Origin of the sequence: Streptomyces sp. NPDC127098 (assembly GCF_042722465.1) — a bacterium.
Classification (GTDB): Bacteria; Actinomycetota; Actinomycetes; order Streptomycetales; family Streptomycetaceae; genus Streptomyces; species Streptomyces millisiae.
On sequence record NZ_JBHXFJ010000035.1, the window covers coordinates 63,578 to 81,106 of the forward strand.

The window sequence follows — 17,529 nt, forward strand, 5'->3', positions numbered from 1 at the left end:
TCATGCGACTAATCGGATCGCGGCGCCGGCCTGTGGATAACTCTCCGCATCCCTTCGCCGACCCCAGGCACGCTCCTGGCATGACTCACCACACCGATTCCGTTCGTGAAGTCGCCCTCACCGCCGACAACCGGGTCACGCTCCGCGGCCCGGCCGATCTGGCCGACGCCCTGCCCTACCTGCTCGGCTTCGAACCGGATGACTCGATCGTGCTCGTCGCCCTGCACGGTCCGCGTGGCCGGGTGGGCGGGCGGATCCGCACCGGCATCCCGGGCGACCCGGAGAGCTGGGAGGAGACCGCCCGGCAGCTCGCCGCCTGCCTCGCGGAGAGCGGAGGCAGAGCCGGTACCAGCCCGGACGCTGCCGTCGTCTACCTCTGTCAGAAGGCGTCCGAGGGGCAGTCCGCCAAGGAGGCCATGGAGCGGCTGCGCCCGCTGGCCCAGTGCCTCCGCACGGCCTGCGGGGCGCTCGACGTCCCGGTATACGAAGCGCTCTTCCTGTCCAGGGACCGCTACTGGTCCTACTGCTGCCCGGGCACCGGCTGTTGCTCCGGCGAAGGCAACGAGCTACCCCAGGCCGGGACCTCGGCGATGGCGGCCGCCGCCACCTATGCCGGAATCCGGGTGCGCGGCTCTCTCCGGGAGCTGGAGCGCAGGTTCGCGCCGCTCGGCCAGCCGGAGGCCGCTCGCCAGGCGCGTGCCTTCGACGCGGCCGCCGTCGCGCTGGTGCCCAGGATGCTCGGCGGCACGACCGACGCCCTGACCGTGCGCGGCGAGACCGTCGAGCTCGCCGAGCGGCTGCTGACCCGCTTCCGTCGAGCGGCCCTCTCCAGCGGGCGGGACGACCCGTCGGCCGACCCCTCGGACGACTCCCTGCTCACCTGCGAGGAGGCCGCCCGCCTCGTGCTCGGCCTCCAGGACCGGTTGACCCGCGACCGGGCCGCCGAGTGGATGGAGGGGCCGGAAGCCGAGGTGGCCCTCCGCCTCTGGCGGGCGCTCGCCCGGCGCTGCGTGGCGGCGTACGAGGCCCACGCCGCCGCCCCGCTCACCCTGGCCGGCTGGGTGTCATGGTCCACCGGAGACGAGCTCGGTGCCCGGGTGGCGCTGGGCAGAGCGCTGGAGATCGACCCCGAGTACGTCTTCGCCAGGCTGCTCCACCAGGCGTGCAACGAGGGCCTCGATCCCGAGCCTCTGCGCCGTTGCATGCGTCAGCAGCGGGCCGCCCGCGAGCACTGAGCGGGTGCCGGAGGCCCCTATGATCACGGCATGCCCTACGACCCGTCGGACTTCCCGCCGTTCGCCGTCACCGTCGATCTGGTCGTGCTCACCGTCCGGCGCCACGCCCTGTGCGCGCTCACGGTCCGCCGGGGCGAGGAGCCGTTCCAGGGGCAGTGGGCGCTCCCCGGGGGCTTCGTGCGGGTGGACGAGGATCTGGCCTCCGCGGCGGCTCGCGAGCTCGCCGAGGAGACGGGGCTGCGCACCCAGGACTCGGGCAGCCGGCACGCGGCGGCCCACCTGGAACAGCTGGCGACCTACGGCGACCCCGGGCGCGATCCCCGGATGCGGGTGGTCAGCGTGGCGCATCTGGTGCTCGCTCCCGACCTCCCGGCGCCGACTCCGGGCGGCGACGCCGGGGGCGCCCAGTGGACGCCGGTGGCCGGACTGCTGGGGGGCGACGGCGGTGCCCCGGCCGAGCGGCTGGCCTTCGACCACGCGCGGATCCTCGCCGACGGGGTCGAGCGGGCCCGGTCGAAGATCGAGTACTCGTCGCTCGCCGCGGCCTTCTGCCCGGCCGAGTTCACCGTGGGCGAGCTGCGCCGGGTCTACGAGGCGGTCTGGGGAGTCGCCCTCGACCCGCGCAACTTCCACCGCAAGGTCACCGGGACCCCGGGTTTCCTGGTGCCGGTCGGCGGCACGACGACGCGTCAGGGCGGGCGTCCCGCACAGCTCTTCAGGGCCGGCGAGGCCACCGCCCTCAACCCCCCGATGTTGCGCCCCGAGGTGTAGTCGGGCCACGCGGGCGCCGCGTCGGGCCGGTCGCACGACCTCCGCGCGTCGCCCGGAAAATGAGATATGTCCCGTTATGGTGCCGGAGAGTGCACGCTCAACGGGAGATATCGATGATCCAGGCCATCGGGCTCACCGGCGCGTCCCGACGTGGCCGCCCCCCGGCCGTCGACGACCTCACCTTCGAGGCGCGCCCCGGCCAGGTGACCGTGCTGCTCGGGCCCCCGGGATCCGGCAAGTCGGCCGCGCTGCGGCTGATGCTCCAGCTGTCCCCCGGGCGGGGTGTCGCGCTCTTCCGCGGGCGCCCCATGGCCAGGGTGCCTCATCCGGTGAGGGAGGTCGGCACCCTGCTCGGTGACGTGCCGGGGCACCCACGGCGCACCGCGCTCGGGCACCTCCGGATGCTCTCGGCCGCCGCAGGGGTTCCGGTGGACCGCGCCGACGAGATGCTGGAGGAGGTGGGCCTCGGCGGGCTCGCCGACCACCGGCTAGGGACGCTGTCCCGGGGCATGGACCGCAGGCTCGGGCTGGCCGTGGCACTCCTCGGGGACCCGCACACCCTGGTGCTCGACGATCCGTCCCTCGGCCTGGGGCCGCGCGAGACCGCCTGGCTGCACGGGCTGTTGCGCGGATACGCGGCGCGAGGTGGCACCGTCCTGGTCGCCGTGCGGGGCGTCGAGGAGGCGGCCGGGCTGGCCGACCGGGTGGTCAGCCTGAGCGCGGGGCGGCTGGTGGCCGACCAGACTGGCGAGGACTTCGCCCGTACCCGGCTGCGCCCCCGGGTGGCCGTGCGCACTCCGCATGCGGAGCGCCTGGCCTCCGCCCTGTCCGGCGAGTTCCGCGCGGCCCGTAACGCCGAGGGCGAGCCGTCCGTGGAGATCGTCAGGGAGTCGGGTAACCGGATCTCGGTGTACGGGAGCGACTGCGCGGCGGTCGGCGAGGTGGCCTTCAGACACCGGGTGCTGGTGCACCAACTCGCGGACGAGGTGGGGGAGTCGGGGGGCCGTTCGCCGGTGGGCCCGCTGACCAGGGCCGACGGCCGGGCGCCCGCCGGCGCCGGCGGGCCCGACGCCCCGCGGGCGCGCGGCTCGGCGGTGCGGCCCGCGCTCCCCGCCCTGCCGCCCCCCGGCCCGAGTTGGCCTCTGCGTTACGAGGCCCGCCGCTGGGTCGGGGTGCCCACCGGGTGGTGGGTGATGGCCGTCGCGCTGCTCGGCGGGGTGGTGGCCGCGCTCGCCCTCGCGGCCAGCGGTGCCCGGCCCGCCGAACGCGTGCTCGCCGGGTGGGCCGAGCCGCTGCCACTGCCCCCGGTCGCGATGGCCGCCGGCCTGCTGGGGGCGCTCTCCTTCGGGCACGAGTTCCGGTACCCCGCGCTGGCCCCGGCGCGCACTCCGGTGCCCAGGCGTCTTTCGCTGCTCGCCGGCAAGCTGGCGGTGTCCGCCGCGGCCGCCGTCGCGCTGTGCGGGTGCGCCCTCACGGTCAACTCGGCGGTCCTGACCGTGCTGTTCGTCGACGGCCGGCGGATCTCCGGTGCCTGGGACGTGGCGCTCTCGGGCACCGTGCTGCTCTCCGTCGGCTGTGCCTGGGCCGGGCTGCTCGCCGCCGGCATCTTCCGGTCCACGCTGGTCGGGTTGGCCGCCGTCGGCGCGGTGCCGCTCGCGCTCGCCCCCGCTCTGCGCGCGGCGCTCGGCAGCGGTGCCGAGCGCTCCCTCGGCGGATTGTCCGGCAGGCTCCACGCGTTGACCAGTCTTCCGCTCCCGGCCGGGGCTGACCGCCCGCCGTTCGCTCCCGCGGAGCTCGCGACCCAGCCGATCGGCGGGGCACTGGCCCTCTCGCTGGCCGTCCTGACGTGTGGCTATGCCCTGGTCAGCCTGCGCAACAGCCCATGGTGAGCGGCGAGTCGGCCCGCCCTGAGGTGGTGATGACGGCGAGGAGTCCCTTTCCTTCCGGTTAGGCGTCAATTATGCGGGAGTCGCCGATCACCCTTTCGTGTGCTTTTCACCAAAGACCTCAAGGTGTCAACGAGGGCCGCCGACAAAGGAGGCGTGACTACCCTTGCGCACTCCATGATGACCGCCACCCGTTCCGCCGACTCCGGCCCCAGCGGACCGGGTGAGCTGGACCGCTACTCGTACGCCGAGTCGACGGGAGCGGCTCGCACCACCAACGCCCCCGCCTGGGACGGCCCCGACCCCGACATGGGGCGGGTCGGCCGGCGGGCCGCAGGCAGCCGGGGCCGCGGGCTCCACGGCCAACTCGTCCAACAACTCGGCCAGATGATCGTCTCCGGCGACCTCGGCGCCGACCGGCCGCTGGTTCCCGAGGAGATCGGCCAGCGTTTCGAGGTCTCCCGCACCGTGGTGCGCGAGTCCCTGCGGGTCCTCGAGGCCAAGGGCCTGGTGAGCGCCCGGCCCAACGTCGGTACCCGGGTCCGCCCCGTCGGTGACTGGAACCTGCTCGACCCCGACATCATCGAGTGGCGGGCCTTCGGCCCCCAGCGCGAGGACCAGCGCCGCGAGCTGTGTGAGCTCCGCCTGACCATCGAGCCGCTGGCCGCCAGGCTCGCCGCCGGCGACACCCGCGAGGAGGTGCGCCAGCGTCTCGGCGACATGGTCGACATCATGACCCACGCCCTCGCTCAGGGGGACGCGCTCACCTTCTCCCGCGCCGACGCCGAGTTCCACGCCCTGCTCCTCCAGGCCGCGGGCAACCGCATGCTGGAGCACCTCTCGGGCATCGTCGCCTCCGCGCTCCAGGTCTCCGGCGGGGCGGCCTCCGGCTGTGAGCACCCGACGGAAGGCTCCGTCGGCCTGCACCAGCGCATCGTGGACGCCATCACCTCGGGCGAGCCGGCCGCCGCCGAGACCGCTATGCGTCACCTGCTCACGTTCCCCTCGGACGGCGCCGCGGCCGCGGCGGGCTCGGACCATGTGGTTCCCGCCCCGCGCGAGCACTGAGCGGCGGCGGAAGGACACGCGCCCCGGCGTCGTCGGAACCTGGCCCGGCAGGGCTCCGACGGCGCTTCGGGCTCGGCCCGTCACGCGGGGACTCGCGATGTGACTCGCGCCACGTACGAGCCGCGTAACGCTTCGGGAAGCAGCGCGATGATTGAAGAGGTGGCCGCAGTGGCCGGACCCGAGGTCCGTGTCCTCCGCACCACCACCGTCGGCCCACCCCGCCGCCGGTCAGGGTTCCGCTTGCTTCGGGCGGGTCCTAGCCGTTCCCAGAGTTTCCGAGAGGTTGTTCGTGTCGGCCAGCACTTCCCGTACTCTCCCTGCCGAGATCGCCGAGTCCAATTCTGTGATGGCGCTGATCGAACGGGGAAAGGCTGAGGGGCAGATCGCCGGCGATGATCTGCGCCGGGCCATCGAGGCTGACCAGATCCCGAAAGCCCAGTGGAAGAACGTTCTGCGCAGCCTCAACCAGATCCTCGACGAGGAGGGCGTGACGCTGATGGTGAGTGCCGCCGAGGCGCCCAAGCGCACCCGGAAGAGTGTCGCCGCGAAGACGCCGGCCAAGCGCACCGCGACCAAGACCGTGGCGGCGAAGACGGCTCCGGCCAAGCAGGCCACGGCCATGGCTCGCCCGGAGGAACCGGCGGGTGAGGCCGAGTACGGCGAGGCGGCGGGCGGCTCCGTGAGCAGGCCGGCGGCGAAGAAGGCCCCGGCCAAGAAGGCGGTCGCCAAGAAGGCCCCGGCGAAGAAGGCCACCGCCAAGAAGGCCCCGGCGGCCAAGAAGGGGCCGGTGGCCACCAAGAAGACCGCGGGCAAGAAGGACGAGCCCAAGAAGGAGCTCGCCGACGAGTTCCTGGAGGGCGAGGAGGAGGGTCTCGAGGGGCCCACCGACCGCGCCGTGCGGGCGGGCGCCCCGGGCGAGGGCCCGGACGGCAAGCCGGAGAACGAGGGCTTCGTGCTCTCCGACGAGGACGAGGACGACGCCCCCGCCCAGCAGGTGGCGGCCGCCGGTGCCACGGCCGACCCCGTCAAGGACTACCTCAAGCAGATCGGCAAGGTCCCGCTGCTCAACGCCGAGCAGGAGGTCGAGCTCGCCAAGCGCATCGAGGCGGGTCTCTTCGCCGAGGACAAGCTGGCCAGCTCCGACAAGATCGCCCCCAAGCTGCGGCGCGAGCTGGAGATCATCTCCGAGGACGGCCGCCGTGCCAAGAACCACCTGCTGGAGGCCAACCTCCGCCTGGTGGTCTCGCTGGCCAAGCGCTACACCGGCCGCGGCATGCTCTTCCTGGACCTGATCCAGGAGGGCAACCTGGGCCTGATCCGCGCGGTGGAGAAGTTCGACTACACCAAGGGCTACAAGTTCTCCACCTACGCCACCTGGTGGATCCGCCAGGCCATCACCCGCGCCATGGCCGACCAGGCCCGCACCATCCGGATCCCGGTCCACATGGTCGAGGTGATCAACAAGCTCGCTCGCGTCCAGCGGCAGATGCTCCAGGACCTGGGCCGGGAGCCCACCCCGGAGGAGCTGGCCAAGGAGCTCGACATGACCCCGGAGAAGGTCGTCGAGGTCCAGAAGTACGGCCGGGAGCCGATCTCCCTGCACACCCCGCTCGGCGAGGACGGCGACAGCGAGTTCGGTGACCTCATCGAGGACTCCGAGGCCGTGGTGCCGGCCGACGCGGTCAGCTTCACGCTGCTGCAGGAGCAGCTGCACTCCGTGCTCGACACGCTGAGCGAGCGGGAGGCCGGCGTCGTCTCGATGCGCTTCGGCCTCACTGACGGCCAGCCCAAGACGCTGGACGAGATCGGCAAGGTCTACGGGGTCACGCGCGAGCGGATCCGGCAGATCGAGTCCAAGACGATGTCCAAGCTGCGGCACCCGTCGCGCTCGCAGGTGCTGCGCGACTACCTCGACTGAGGCTCCCCGAGCCCTCGAGGCGCGCGAGAACGGCCGGCGGCCCCCCTGGTGGGGCCGCCGGCCGTTCGGCGTGTGTGGGCAGCATGAAGCGGGCGTACGGCGGCGCCAGGCGCACGCTCAGCAGCGTGCGGGACGAGTACGGGGCGGGAAGTCGGGCGGCGAAGCCCGACGGCCCCGGGGGTGACGAGCGGTACGGAAACGGGCGGTCACCGCGCGTGCGCGGTCGACCGCCCGCTGTCCAGCCGGGGCGCCGGCCGGACGGAGCCCGTCGTCAGGAAACGCGATACGTCAGATCGGATCCGTGGTCGGATCAGCGCTTGGATCAGCGTTCGTCGTCGTGCGCGGATGCGGGAGTCGCGGTCAGCTTCTCCGTCTCGTCCTGTATCTCCGCGGCGATCTTCTTGAGCTCCGGCTCGAACTTGCGGCCGTGGTGGGCGCAGAACAGCAGCTCTCCGCCGCTGATGAGGACCACGCGGAGATACGCCTGGGCACCACAGCGGTCGCAGCGGTCCCCGGCCGTCAGCGGGGTCGCGGGGGTCAGAACAGTAGTCACGTCGCCTCTTCTCTAGCTCGACGAGCTGTCGTACCAGGGACAACATCCAACCAGGCCGAGAACGTTCCCGCTCGCGGCTTTCTCGATGGAAAAATTTCTCCCGAGATGGCCGAACGCTGCCCGGTGGCGGCGAATGAGCCGTATTGCGGTTGCTTGGTGTAATGCGTCGTCTAGTCGTGTTGTTCCGGCTACCTCGGTGTATCCGGGGGTCCAGCCTCGTTCAGGAGGACGTGCCCGGAGCCTAAATGGTTCATGCCTCGAAGGGAACGTGATGTACACGTCACCCAGACGAGTTATCGAACGTGTGAGCGACGCTCGGCTACCCTGGATACTTCCCGGGGAGCCGCACAACCGCTCTACAGGGCCTCGGTACCCTCTGAGCGGCGACCGCCACCACATCAGGGCCAGATCAGAATTCAGCGAGGAGCGAACTGCGTGACCGCCGACACGTCCGTGCCGTCCACCGCACTGTTGACCGGGGCCGACCCGGCAGACAACTACACCGCGCGGCACCTGCTCGTCCTGGAAGGTCTTGAGGCGGTCCGCAAGCGCCCGGGCATGTACATCGGGTCCACGGACAGCCGAGGGCTGATGCACTGCCTCTGGGAGATCATCGACAACGCCGTCGACGAGTCGCTCGGCGGCCACTGCGACCGCATCGACGTCCTGCTGCACGCCGACGGCTCGGTCGAGGTCCGCGACAACGGGCGCGGCATCCCCGTGGACATCGAGCCCAAGACCGGGCTCTCCGGCGTCGAGGTCGTGATGACCAAGCTCCACGCCGGAGGCAAGTTCGGCGGCGGCTCCTACGCCGCCTCCGGCGGCCTGCACGGCGTCGGCGCCTCCGTGGTGAACGCCCTCTCGGCCCGGCTCGACGTGGAGGTCGACAAGGGCGGCAGCACGCACGCCATCAGCTTCCGGCGCGGCACCCCCGGCATCTTCACCGAGTCGGGGCCCGACGCCCCGTTCGACCCGGCGAGCGGCCTGCGCAAGACCAAGAAGATCCCCAAGAGCCGCACCGGCACCCGGGTGCGCTACTGGGCGGACCGGCAGATCTTCCTCAAGGACGCCAAGCTCTCCCTCGACACCCTGCACGCCCGCGCCCGGCAGACCGCCTTCCTGGTCCCCGGGCTGACCATCACAGTCCGTGACGAGCGGGGTATCGACGGTGCGGAGCCGTCCGAGGAGGTCTTCCACTACGACGGCGGGATCAGCGAGTTCTGCGAGTTCCTGGCCGCCGACAAGCCGGTCTGCGACGTGCTGCGGCTCACCGGCCAGGGCTCCTTCAAGGAGACCGTCCCCGTCCTCGACGACCGCGGCCACATGATCCCCACCGAGGTCAAGCGCGACCTGGACGTGGACATCGCGCTGCGCTGGGGGACCGGCTACGAGTCCACCGTGCGCTCGTTCGTCAACATCATCGCCACTCCCAAGGGCGGCACCCACGTCACCGGCTTCGAGCGGGCCGTCACCCGCACGGTCAACGACGTGCTGCGCGCCACCAAGCTGCTGCGGGTCGCCGAGGACGACGTCGTCAAGGACGACGCCCTGGAGGGCATGACCGCGGTGGTCACCGTCCGGCTCGCCGAGCCCCAGTTCGAGGGGCAGACCAAGGAGGTGCTCGGCACCTCGGCCGCCTCCCGGATCGTCGCCCAGGTGGTCGCCAAGGAGCTCAAGGGCTTCCTCACCTCGACCAGGCGCGACGACAAGCAGCAGGCCCGTGCCGTGCTGGAGAAGGTCGTCGCCGCCGCCCGCACCCGGATCGCCGCCCGGCAGCACAAGGAGGCGCAGCGCCGGAAGACGGCTCTGGAGTCCTCGGCCCTGCCGGCCAAGCTCGCCGACTGCCGCAGCGACGACGTGGACCGCAGCGAGCTGTTCATCGTCGAGGGGGACAGCGCCCTCGGCACCGCGAAGCTGGCGCGGAACTCCGAGTTCCAGGCCCTGCTGCCCATCCGTGGCAAGATCCTCAACGTCCAGAAGTCGTCCGTCTCGGACATGCTGAAGAACGCCGAGTGCGGCGCCATCATCCAGGTGATAGGAGCCGGTTCGGGGCGGACCTTCGACATCGACCAGGCGCGCTACGGCCGGGTGATCTTCCTCGCCGACGCCGACGTGGACGGCGCACACATCAGGTGCCTGCTGCTGACCCTCTTCCAGCGCTACATGAGGCCGATGGTCGAGGAGGGCCGGGTCTTCTCCGCCGTCCCGCCGCTGCACCGGATCGAGCTGAGCAACCCGAAGAAGGGCCAGGACAAGTACCTGTACACCTACTCGGACGCGGAGCTCCGCGCCACGCTGCTGGACCTGGACCGGCGCAAGATCCGCTACAAGGAGTCGATCCAGCGCTACAAGGGCCTGGGCGAGATGGACGCGGACCAGCTGGCCGAGACCACGATGGACCCGCGCCGGCGCACCCTGCGGCGGATCAACATCAACGACCTGGAGGCCGCCGAGGAGGCCTTCAGCCTGCTGATGGGGAACGAGGTGGCCCCGCGTCGCGAGTTCATCGCGAGCTCGGCGGCCATGCTTGACCGGTCCCGCATCGACACGTAGTCGCCGCGCTCAGCCGGCTGCCCCGGCGGCGGGCAGGGCGGTGAGGGCGGTGACGGTCAGCCGGGTCCGGGGCGTGGCCCGCGCGCCGCAGCTGGCGGGCGCCGGTTCACCGTCGGCGCGGGCCACGACCGTGACCCGCCAGCGGCGGCCGTCCGCGTGGCCCACGGTGACCTCGTGCGTGTCGCCGGTGGCCCGGTCGGTGAGGACCGCGACGGCGTCCAGGGCGCGCTCCCCGGTCGCGTCCCGCACGGCCAGCTCGGCGGCCTGTCCCGGCTGGTCCCAGGCGGACCGGCCCCGGCAGTGCTCACCGACCAGCCGGCCGACGTGGAGGGCCTCCAGGACGTTCTTGACGCCCACCGCGGTGATCCGTCCGTACGCGTAGCCGTGCGGCAGGACGAGCAGGGTGGGGGAGAAGCGGTGGCCCCCCAGGTGGGTGACCTCCCAGACCTCGGAGCCGCCGCTGGCCGCCAACTCGGCGGCCAGCGGGCGGCCGAGCAGCGCGCAGCAGCGGTCCCGCCGGCCGTTGGTGCAGACGAGGGTCAGCGGGTCGCCGTGGTGCGGTTCCCAGAGGTCGTCGTGGGCCCCGGCGCCGAGCCGGGGGAAGTCCAGGTCGAGCAGGCGCTCGGGGACGACCGCCGCCGTGGTGCGGACCCAGGAGTTCCCGGGCAGGGTGTGGGCCAGGTAGGCGCGGCGGGCCGTGGCGTTCCCCGGCCGGTCGGCGTGCCGGCCCGGCCGGCGGATCAGCGCCACCCGCACGCCGGTGCCGGCGGTGGCCGCGTCGAGGGCGCGGCCCACGACGGGGTCGAGGTGGCTCTCGACCAGGGCGTCCGGGCCCCAGGGCCCCGGCTGTTCGAGCAGCAGCCAGGTCCTGGCGGTGCTCGCGGTGCCGGCGAGCGGCTCGGCCAGGGCCTGGGAGAGGGTCGTGCACGTGCTCACCCAGGTAAGGCTAGCCTCTCCTGACCCAGTAGCCTCGCCGTCACCTCCCCCCGACCGTCGCCGTGCGCGGCCAACGGCTCGGGCCGCCACGGTTATCGTGGCGGCCATGACCACCAGTCGGATCCCCGTCGTCGTGCTGGCGGGCTTCCTCGGGGCGGGGAAGACCACGCTGCTCAACCACCTGCTCAGAAACCGTGACGGCGTCCGGATCGGCGCCGTCGTCAACGACTTCGGCAGCATCCCGATCGACGCGATGCTGGTCGCCGGGCAGGTCGACGCCATGGCCTCGTTCGACAACGGCTGCCTGTGCTGCGCCGTGGACACCGAGGACCTGGACGCGGCCCTGGACCGGCTCGCCGATCCCGCGGCCCGGATCGACCTGATCGTGGTGGAGGCCAGTGGGCTCGCCGAGCCGCCGAGCCTGGTCCGGATGATCCTGGCCAGCGGCGACCGGCGCATCGTCTACGGCGGCCTGGTCCAGGTGGTCGACGCCGCCGAGCCGGGCAGGACCCGCCATCCGGGCGCCGCCGACCTGGTGGTGCTCAACAAGACCGACCTGGTGCCCGAGGCCGAGTGGCGTGCCCAGCTGGCCGCGCTGCGCGAGGTCGCCGGCGCCGCGCCCGTGGTGCCGGCCGCCAGGGGCCGGATCGACCCCGGCCTCTTCTTCGACCGCGAGAGCGCCCGCGCCGGCCTCGACCCGGCCGGGGCCGGCCACCGGCAGCTGTCGTTCGCCGACCTGGAGCGCGAGGAGGACCACGACGACGGGCACGCCCACCCGCACACCGGCTACGACAGCGTCGCCTTCACCAGCCGGGAGCCGCTGAGCCCTCGAGCGCTGATGCGCTTCCTCGACACCAGGCCGGCCGGGCTCTACCGCGCCAAGGGCTTCGTCACGCTCGCCGCCGGCCCGCGCCCCGAGCGCTACGCGCTGCACACGGTCGGCCGCTTCCTCCGCTTCTACCCGGCCCCCGACGACGAGACCACTCCCACCCGGCTCGTGCTGATCGGCGCCGGAATCGACCCCGAAGCGCTGCGCGCCGAACTCGCCGACTGCGTGGCGACGGGGCCGGCCGAGGCCGACCCCGCGCTGAGCGGCATGTGGGAGGTGCTGCGGTACGTCGACGACCCGGAGGACGTCACCGAGACGACCGAGATGAGCGAGGTCACCGAGTCCGAGCCGCAGCCCCTCTCGTAGCCCGGCCGCCCGGGCCCTACGCCGGTCCCGCGACCACCGCGACCGGCCGGCCGAGCGGCGCGCCCGAGCCGTCCCTGCGCGGGTCGGGCTCCGGCAGGTCCACGGGCGCGCCGGTCGCCGTGGCGGCGCGCGCCGGCACGGGGCCGGCCCAGGCGAACGTCAGCCGCTCCTCGCCCTTCAGGAAGCGCTGGCAGCGCACCCCGCCGGTGGCCCGGCCCTTCCGCGGGTACTGGTCGAACGGGGTGAGCTTGGCCGTGCCCAGCGAGTCGTCCAGCGTGCCGCTGCCGCCCGCCACCGTGAACACCGCCGCCTCGGCCGCCGGATCGACGGCGGTGAACGAGATCACCTTCGCCCCGGCGGCCAGCTTGACGCCGGTCATGCCCGCCGCCGGCCGGCCCTGCGGCCGCACCTGGGCGGCCTGGTAGCGCAGCAGCTGCGCGTCGTCCGTGATGAAGACCAGGTCCTCGTCGCCGGTGCGCAACTCGGCGGCGCCGACGATCACGTCGCCGTCCTTGAGGGAGATGACCTCCAACTCGTCCTTGTTCGCCGGATAGTCGGGCACCACCCGCTTCACCACGCCCTGCTCGGTGCCGATCGCGAGCCCGGGCGAGGACTCGTCGAGCGTGGTCAGGCACACCACCCGCTCCTCGGGGCGCAGGGTCAGGAACTCCGACACCTGCGCGCCGCCCGACAGGTTGGGCGAGGTGGCGCTGTGCGGCAGCGTCGGCAGGTCCACCACGTTGATCCGCAGCAGTCGGCCCTCCGAGGTGACCACCCCCACCTCGCCGCGGGTGGTGGACGGCACCGCCGAGACCACCACGTCGTGCTTCACCCGGCGCGCGTTCGTGTCGAACACCGGCTGCTCGTCGGCCGTGCGCGCCAGCAGCCCGGTGGAGGACAGCAGCACCCGGCAGGGGTCGTCCGCCACCTCGAGCGGCAGCACCTCGAGCGGTGCGCCCTCGGACTCCACGAGCCGGGTGCGGCGCGGGGTGCCGAACTTCTTGGCCACCTCGGCCAGCTCGCCCGAGACCAGCTTGCGCAGCTCCGCGTCCGATTCCAGGATCCGGGTCAGCTCCTCGATCTCCGCGGTCAGCCGGTCGCGCTCCGACTCAAGCTCGATCCGGTCGAACCTGGTCAGCCGGCGCAGCGGGGTGTCGAGGATGTACTGGGTCTGCGTCTCGGAGAGGCCGAAGCGGGCCATCAGGGACTCCTTGGCCTCCGCCGCGTTCTCGCTGGACCGGATGATCCGGATCACCTCGTCGATGTCGACGAGCGCCACCAGCAGGCCCTCGACCAGGTGCAGCCGGTCCCGCCGCTTGCCGCGCCGGAACTCGCTGCGCCGCCTGACCACCTCGAAGCGGTGGTCGACGTAGACCTCGAGCAGCTCCTTCAGACCCATGGTGAGCGGCTGACCGTCCACCAGCGCCACGTTGTTGATGCCGAAGGTCTCCTCCATCGGCGTCAGCTTGTAGAGCTGGGCCAGCACCGCCTCGGGGTTGAAGCCGTTCTTCACCTCGATCACCAGGCGCAGCCCGTGCTCGCGGTCCGTCAGGTCCTTGACGTCCGCGATGCCCTGGAGCCGCTTCGCGTTGACCAGGTCCTTGATCTTGCCGACCACCTTCTCGGGACCGACCATGAACGGCAGTTCCGTGACGACCAGACCCATCCGGCGGGCCGTCACCTTCTCCACGGCCACCGTGGCCCGGATCCGGAAGGTGCCGCGCCCCGTCTCGTACGCGTCCCTGATGCCGTCGAGGCCGACGATCTGACCGCCGGTCGGCAGGTCGGGACCCGGCACGTGGCGCATCAGCGTGGCCAGGTCGGCGTTCGGGTGGCGGATCAGGTGGCGGGCCGCGGCGACGACCTCGCCCAGGTTGTGCGGCGGCATGTTGGTGGCCATGCCGACGGCGATGCCGCTCGAGCCGTTCACCAGGAGGTTGGGGTAGGCGGCGGGCAGCGCGACGGGCTCCTGCTCGCTGCCGTCGTAGTTGGGCGCGAAGTCGACGGTGTCCTCGTCGATGCCGGCGACCATCATGCCGGCCACCGCCGACGAACGGCACTCCGTGTACCGCATGGCGGCCGGCGGGTCGTCGTTGCCCAGCGAACCGAAGTTCCCGTGGCCGTCCACCAGGGGCAGCCGCATGGAGAAGGGCTGCGCCATGCGCACCAGAGCGTCGTAGATGGCCGAGTCTCCGTGCGGGTGCAGCTTGCCCATCACCTCGCCCACCACGCGGGCGCACTTGACGTGGCCGCGATCGGGACGCAGCCCCATGTCGTGCATCTGGTACAGGATCCGGCGCTGCACCGGCTTCATCCCGTCCCTCGCGTCCGGCAGCGCCCGGGAGTAGATCACCGAGTAGGCGTACTCGAGGAAGGAGCCCCGCATCTCATCGACGACGTCGATGTCGAGGATGCGCTCCTCGAAATCCTCCGGAGGCGGGGTCGGCGTACTGCGGCGGGGCATCGCGCGGGGACTCCTTCGTACGTCTTGACGGTCTGCTGGCGACCATTGTGGACCGGGCCACCGACAGCCGGGTACCAACCGCCGATCGCATCGCACACGCCGGCTCACCTTGCATAAGGTGACAGGACATCCGACAGACAACCGGACCGTCCGAGCGAAGGGACCTCACGCCCATGGGCCACACGGCCACCCCGCAGGATACCGCCGGCGGGCTCACCGCGACCGAACACAGGCTGCCCAACGGGCTTCGCGTGGTGCTGTCCGAGGACCATCTCACCCCCGTGGCCGCCGTCTGCCTCTGGTACGACGTGGGCTCCCGGCACGAGGTGGCGGGGCGCACCGGGCTCGCCCACCTCTTCGAGCACCTCATGTTCCAGGGCTCGCAACAGGTCACGGGCAACGGTCACTTCGAACTGATCCAGGCCGCCGGCGGCTCGCTCAACGGCACCACGAGCTTTGAGCGCACCAACTACTTCGAGACCATGCCGGCCCACCAGCTGGAGCTCGCGCTGTGGCTCGAGGCCGACCGGATGGGCACGCTGCTGGCCGCCCTGGACGAGGAGTCCATGGAGAACCAGCGCGACGTGGTGAAGAACGAGCGCCGCCAGCGGTACGACAACGTGCCCTACGGCACGGCCTTCGAGAAGCTGACCGCCATGGTCTTCCCCGAGGACCACCCCTACCACCACACCCCCATCGGCTCGATGGCCGACCTGGACGCCGCCTCCCTCGACGACGCGAGGGAGTTCTTCCGCACCTACTACGCGCCCAACAACGCGGTGCTCGCTGTCGTCGGCGACATCGACCCCGAGCAGACGCTGGCCTGGGTCGAGAAGTACTTCGGCTCCATCCCGTCCCACGACGGCAAGCGCCCGCCGCGCGACGGCACCCTGCCCGAGGTCATCGGCGGCGAACTGCGCGAGCTGCTGGAGGAGGACGTCCCCTCGCGCGCCCTGATGGCGGCCTACCGGCTGCCGCACGACGGCAGCCGCGAGGCCGACGCCGCAGACCTGGCGCTCACCGTGCTCGGCGGCGGCGAGTCGTCCCGGCTGCACAACCGCCTGGTCAGGCACGACCGCACGGCGGTCTCCGCCGGCTTCGGCATGCTGCGTCTCGCCGGCGCGCCCTCCATGGGCTGGCTGGACGTCAAGACCTCGGGCGAGGCCCGGGTCGAGGAGATCGAGGCCGCCGTCGACGAAGAGCTTGCCAGGTTCGCGCAGGAGGGGCCGACCGCCGAGGAGTTGGAGCGGGCCCAGGCCCAGCTGGAGCGCGAGTGGCTCGACCGGCTCGCCACGGTCGGCGGCCGGGCCGACGAGCTCTGCCGGTACGCGGTGCTCTTCGGCGACCCGCAGCTGGCGCTGACCGCCGTGCGCCGCATCCTGGAGATCACCCCGGACGAGGTGCGCGCGGTCGCCGCCGCGCGGCTCCGCCCGGACAACCGCGCGGTGCTGGTCTACGAGCCCACCGGGCCCCAGGAGGACGAGACCGAAGCCGAGAACGACACCGAAGGGGCCGACCACCAGTGAGCGATGTCACCGCGAGCATGCAGCTCCACCCGCGGCCGACCGCCGGGGAGCCCAGGCCCTGGGCGTTCCCCGCCCCGGAGCGCGCCACCCTGCCCAACGGCCTGACAGTGCTGCGCAGTCACCGGCCGGGACAGCAGGTCGTCGCCGTCGAGCTGAACCTGACCGCGCCGCTGGCCGCCGAGCCGACCGGTCTCGAGGGCGTGGCCACGATCATGGCCCGCGCGCTGTCCGAGGGCACCGACCGGCACACCGCCGAGGAGTTCGCCGCCGAGCTCGAGCGCTGCGGCGCCACCCTGGACACCCACGCCGACCACCCCGGCGTCCGGGTCTCCCTCGAGGTGCCAGCCTCCCGCTTCGACCGGGCGCTGCGGCTCCTGGCGGACGCGCTGCGCGCCCCGGCCTTCCCCGAGCACGAGATCGAGCGGCTGGTCCGCAACCGCCTCGACGAGATCCCGCACGAGCTCGGCAACCCGAGCCGGCGCGCCGCGATGGCGCTCTACGACACGCTGTTCCCGGCCGACTCGCGCATGTCCAAGCCCCGGCAGGGCACGGCCGCCAGCGTCGAGCGGATCGACGCCAAGGCGGTGCGCGCCTTCTACGAGGCGCACGTGCGGCCGGCCTCGACGGCCGTGGTCGTCGTCGGCGACCTCACCGGCATCGACGTGGACGCGGTGCTCAAGGACACCCTCGGCGCCTGGACCGGGCAGCCGTCGGCGGTCCCCGCCTGGGAGCCGCCCGTCCCCGACGACACCGGCCGGGTGGTCATCGTGAACCGCCCCGGCTCCGTCCAGACCCAGCTGCTGATCGCCCGCACCGGGCCCGACCGGCACGACCCGGTGTGGGCCGCGCAGCGGCTCGGCGTCTACTGCCTCGGCGGCACCATCACCTCCCGTCTCGACCGGGTGCTGCGCGAGGAGAAGGGCTACACCTACGGCATCCGGGCGTTCGCGCAGGTGCTGCGGTCCAGGGCCGACGGCACCGGGCTCTCGCTGCTCGGCATCCGCGGCTCGGTGGCCACCGACGTGACGGGGCCGGCGCTGGCCGACCTCTTCCAGGTGCTGCGCACGCTGGCGGCGGAGGGGCTGACCGACGAGGAGCGGGACGCCGCCGTGCAGTTCCTGGTGGGCGTCGCCCCGCTGAGCTTCGAGACGGCGGCGGCCGTCGCCGGCACCCTGGCGGACCAGGTGGAGGAGGAGCTGCCGGACGACTACCAGGCCCGGCTCTACGTCCGGCTGGCCGAGACCGGCACCGTCGAGGCGTCGACGGCGGTGTCACGGGCCTTCCCGACCGAGCGCCTGGTGACCGTGCTGGTCGGCGACGCCGAGCAGATCGCGGAGCCGGTGCGGGCGCTCGGCATCGGCGAGGTGACGGTGATCGACGGCTGAGCGGCGTGCCGTCGGTCGGCGGCCCCGTGACCCCCGGGT

The 17,529-nt window shown here is 72.6% G+C and carries 12 protein-coding genes; 9 read left to right on the forward strand and 3 right to left on the reverse strand.

What is annotated here, in order from left to right:
* Positions 1-80: 80 nt before the first annotated feature.
* From ACFWI8_RS21975 to ACFWI8_RS21995, 5 genes are all read left to right on the forward strand, one after another.
* Positions 81-1,235: a DUF4192 domain-containing protein gene (locus ACFWI8_RS21975; RefSeq protein ID WP_387094180.1), complete on the forward strand. Its 1,155-nt coding sequence runs from the start codon at positions 81-83 to the stop codon at positions 1,233-1,235.
* A 30-nt stretch (positions 1,236-1,265) separates the two neighbouring features.
* On the forward strand, positions 1,266-2,006 hold the full coding sequence (locus ACFWI8_RS21980; protein ID WP_387094183.1) for an NUDIX domain-containing protein: 741 nt from the start codon (positions 1,266-1,268) through the stop codon (positions 2,004-2,006).
* Positions 2,007-2,119: 113 nt separating this feature from the next.
* Positions 2,120-3,895, forward strand: coding sequence for an ATP-binding cassette domain-containing protein (locus ACFWI8_RS21985; RefSeq protein WP_387094186.1), 1,776 nt, complete (start codon positions 2,120-2,122; stop codon positions 3,893-3,895).
* Between the two features lie 99 nt (positions 3,896-3,994).
* Positions 3,995-4,960 carry a FadR/GntR family transcriptional regulator gene (locus tag ACFWI8_RS21990; protein ID WP_387094189.1) on the forward strand — a complete coding sequence of 322 codons (966 nt, stop codon included), beginning with the start codon at positions 3,995-3,997 and terminating at the stop codon, positions 4,958-4,960.
* A 283-nt stretch (positions 4,961-5,243) separates the two neighbouring features.
* On the forward strand, positions 5,244-6,878 hold the full coding sequence (locus tag ACFWI8_RS21995; protein ID WP_387094192.1) for an RNA polymerase sigma factor: 1,635 nt from the start codon (positions 5,244-5,246) through the stop codon (positions 6,876-6,878).
* Positions 6,879-7,200: 322 nt separating this feature from the next.
* Here ACFWI8_RS21995 and ACFWI8_RS22000 read toward each other — a convergent pair whose 3' ends face one another.
* Positions 7,201-7,431, reverse strand: a complete 231-nt coding sequence (locus tag ACFWI8_RS22000) for a hypothetical protein (protein ID WP_387094194.1) — start codon at positions 7,429-7,431, stop codon at positions 7,201-7,203.
* Positions 7,432-7,866: 435 nt separating this feature from the next.
* On the opposite strand from ACFWI8_RS22000, the gene ACFWI8_RS22005 reads away from it, so the two are divergent.
* Positions 7,867-9,984 (forward strand): type IIA DNA topoisomerase subunit B, encoded by a 2,118-nt coding sequence (locus ACFWI8_RS22005; protein WP_387094197.1) that lies wholly within the window; start codon positions 7,867-7,869, stop codon positions 9,982-9,984.
* 9 nt (positions 9,985-9,993) lie between these two features.
* On the opposite strand, the gene ACFWI8_RS22010 is transcribed toward ACFWI8_RS22005, so the two are convergent.
* Complete coding sequence (locus ACFWI8_RS22010; protein ID WP_387094200.1) at positions 9,994-10,920, reverse strand: sucrase ferredoxin; 927 nt, start codon at positions 10,918-10,920, stop codon at positions 9,994-9,996.
* 106 nt (positions 10,921-11,026) lie between these two features.
* Here ACFWI8_RS22010 and ACFWI8_RS22015 point away from each other — a divergent pair, with 106 nt between their 5' ends.
* Positions 11,027-12,115 (forward strand): CobW family GTP-binding protein, encoded by a 1,089-nt coding sequence (locus tag ACFWI8_RS22015; RefSeq protein WP_387094203.1) that lies wholly within the window; start codon positions 11,027-11,029, stop codon positions 12,113-12,115.
* Between the two features lie 16 nt (positions 12,116-12,131).
* Here ACFWI8_RS22015 and ACFWI8_RS22020 read toward each other — a convergent pair whose 3' ends face one another.
* Complete coding sequence (locus ACFWI8_RS22020; RefSeq protein ID WP_387094205.1) at positions 12,132-14,579, reverse strand: DNA topoisomerase (ATP-hydrolyzing) subunit A; 2,448 nt, start codon at positions 14,577-14,579, stop codon at positions 12,132-12,134.
* A 173-nt stretch (positions 14,580-14,752) separates the two neighbouring features.
* Between ACFWI8_RS22020 and ACFWI8_RS22025 the strand changes: the two genes are divergently transcribed.
* On the forward strand, positions 14,753-16,105 hold the full coding sequence (locus ACFWI8_RS22025; RefSeq protein WP_387094208.1) for a M16 family metallopeptidase: 1,353 nt from the start codon (positions 14,753-14,755) through the stop codon (positions 16,103-16,105).
* A 17-nt stretch (positions 16,106-16,122) separates the two neighbouring features.
* Positions 16,123-17,490 carry a M16 family metallopeptidase gene (locus tag ACFWI8_RS22030; protein WP_387094216.1) on the forward strand — a complete coding sequence of 456 codons (1,368 nt, stop codon included), beginning with the start codon at positions 16,123-16,125 and terminating at the stop codon, positions 17,488-17,490.
* Positions 17,491-17,529 lie beyond the last annotated feature (39 nt).

What these genes read in the sequence shown, in the direction of transcription:
- ACFWI8_RS21975 (WP_387094180.1), top strand. Translation starts at nt 81, where the DNA reads ATGACTCACCACACCGATTCCGTTCGTGAAGTCGCCCTCACCGCCGAC.
- ACFWI8_RS21980 (WP_387094183.1), top strand. Translation starts at nt 1,266, where the DNA reads ATGCCCTACGACCCGTCGGACTTCCCGCCGTTCGCCGTCACCGTCGAT.
- ACFWI8_RS21985 (WP_387094186.1), top strand. Translation starts at nt 2,120, where the DNA reads ATGATCCAGGCCATCGGGCTCACCGGCGCGTCCCGACGTGGCCGCCCC.
- ACFWI8_RS22015 (WP_387094203.1), top strand. Translation starts at nt 11,027, where the DNA reads ATGACCACCAGTCGGATCCCCGTCGTCGTGCTGGCGGGCTTCCTCGGG.
- ACFWI8_RS22020 (WP_387094205.1), bottom strand. Translation starts at nt 14,579, where the DNA reads ATGCCCCGCCGCAGTACGCCGACCCCGCCTCCGGAGGATTTCGAGGAG.
- ACFWI8_RS22025 (WP_387094208.1), top strand. Translation starts at nt 14,753, where the DNA reads ATGGGCCACACGGCCACCCCGCAGGATACCGCCGGCGGGCTCACCGCG.
- ACFWI8_RS22030 (WP_387094216.1), top strand. Translation starts at nt 16,123, where the DNA reads ATGCAGCTCCACCCGCGGCCGACCGCCGGGGAGCCCAGGCCCTGGGCG.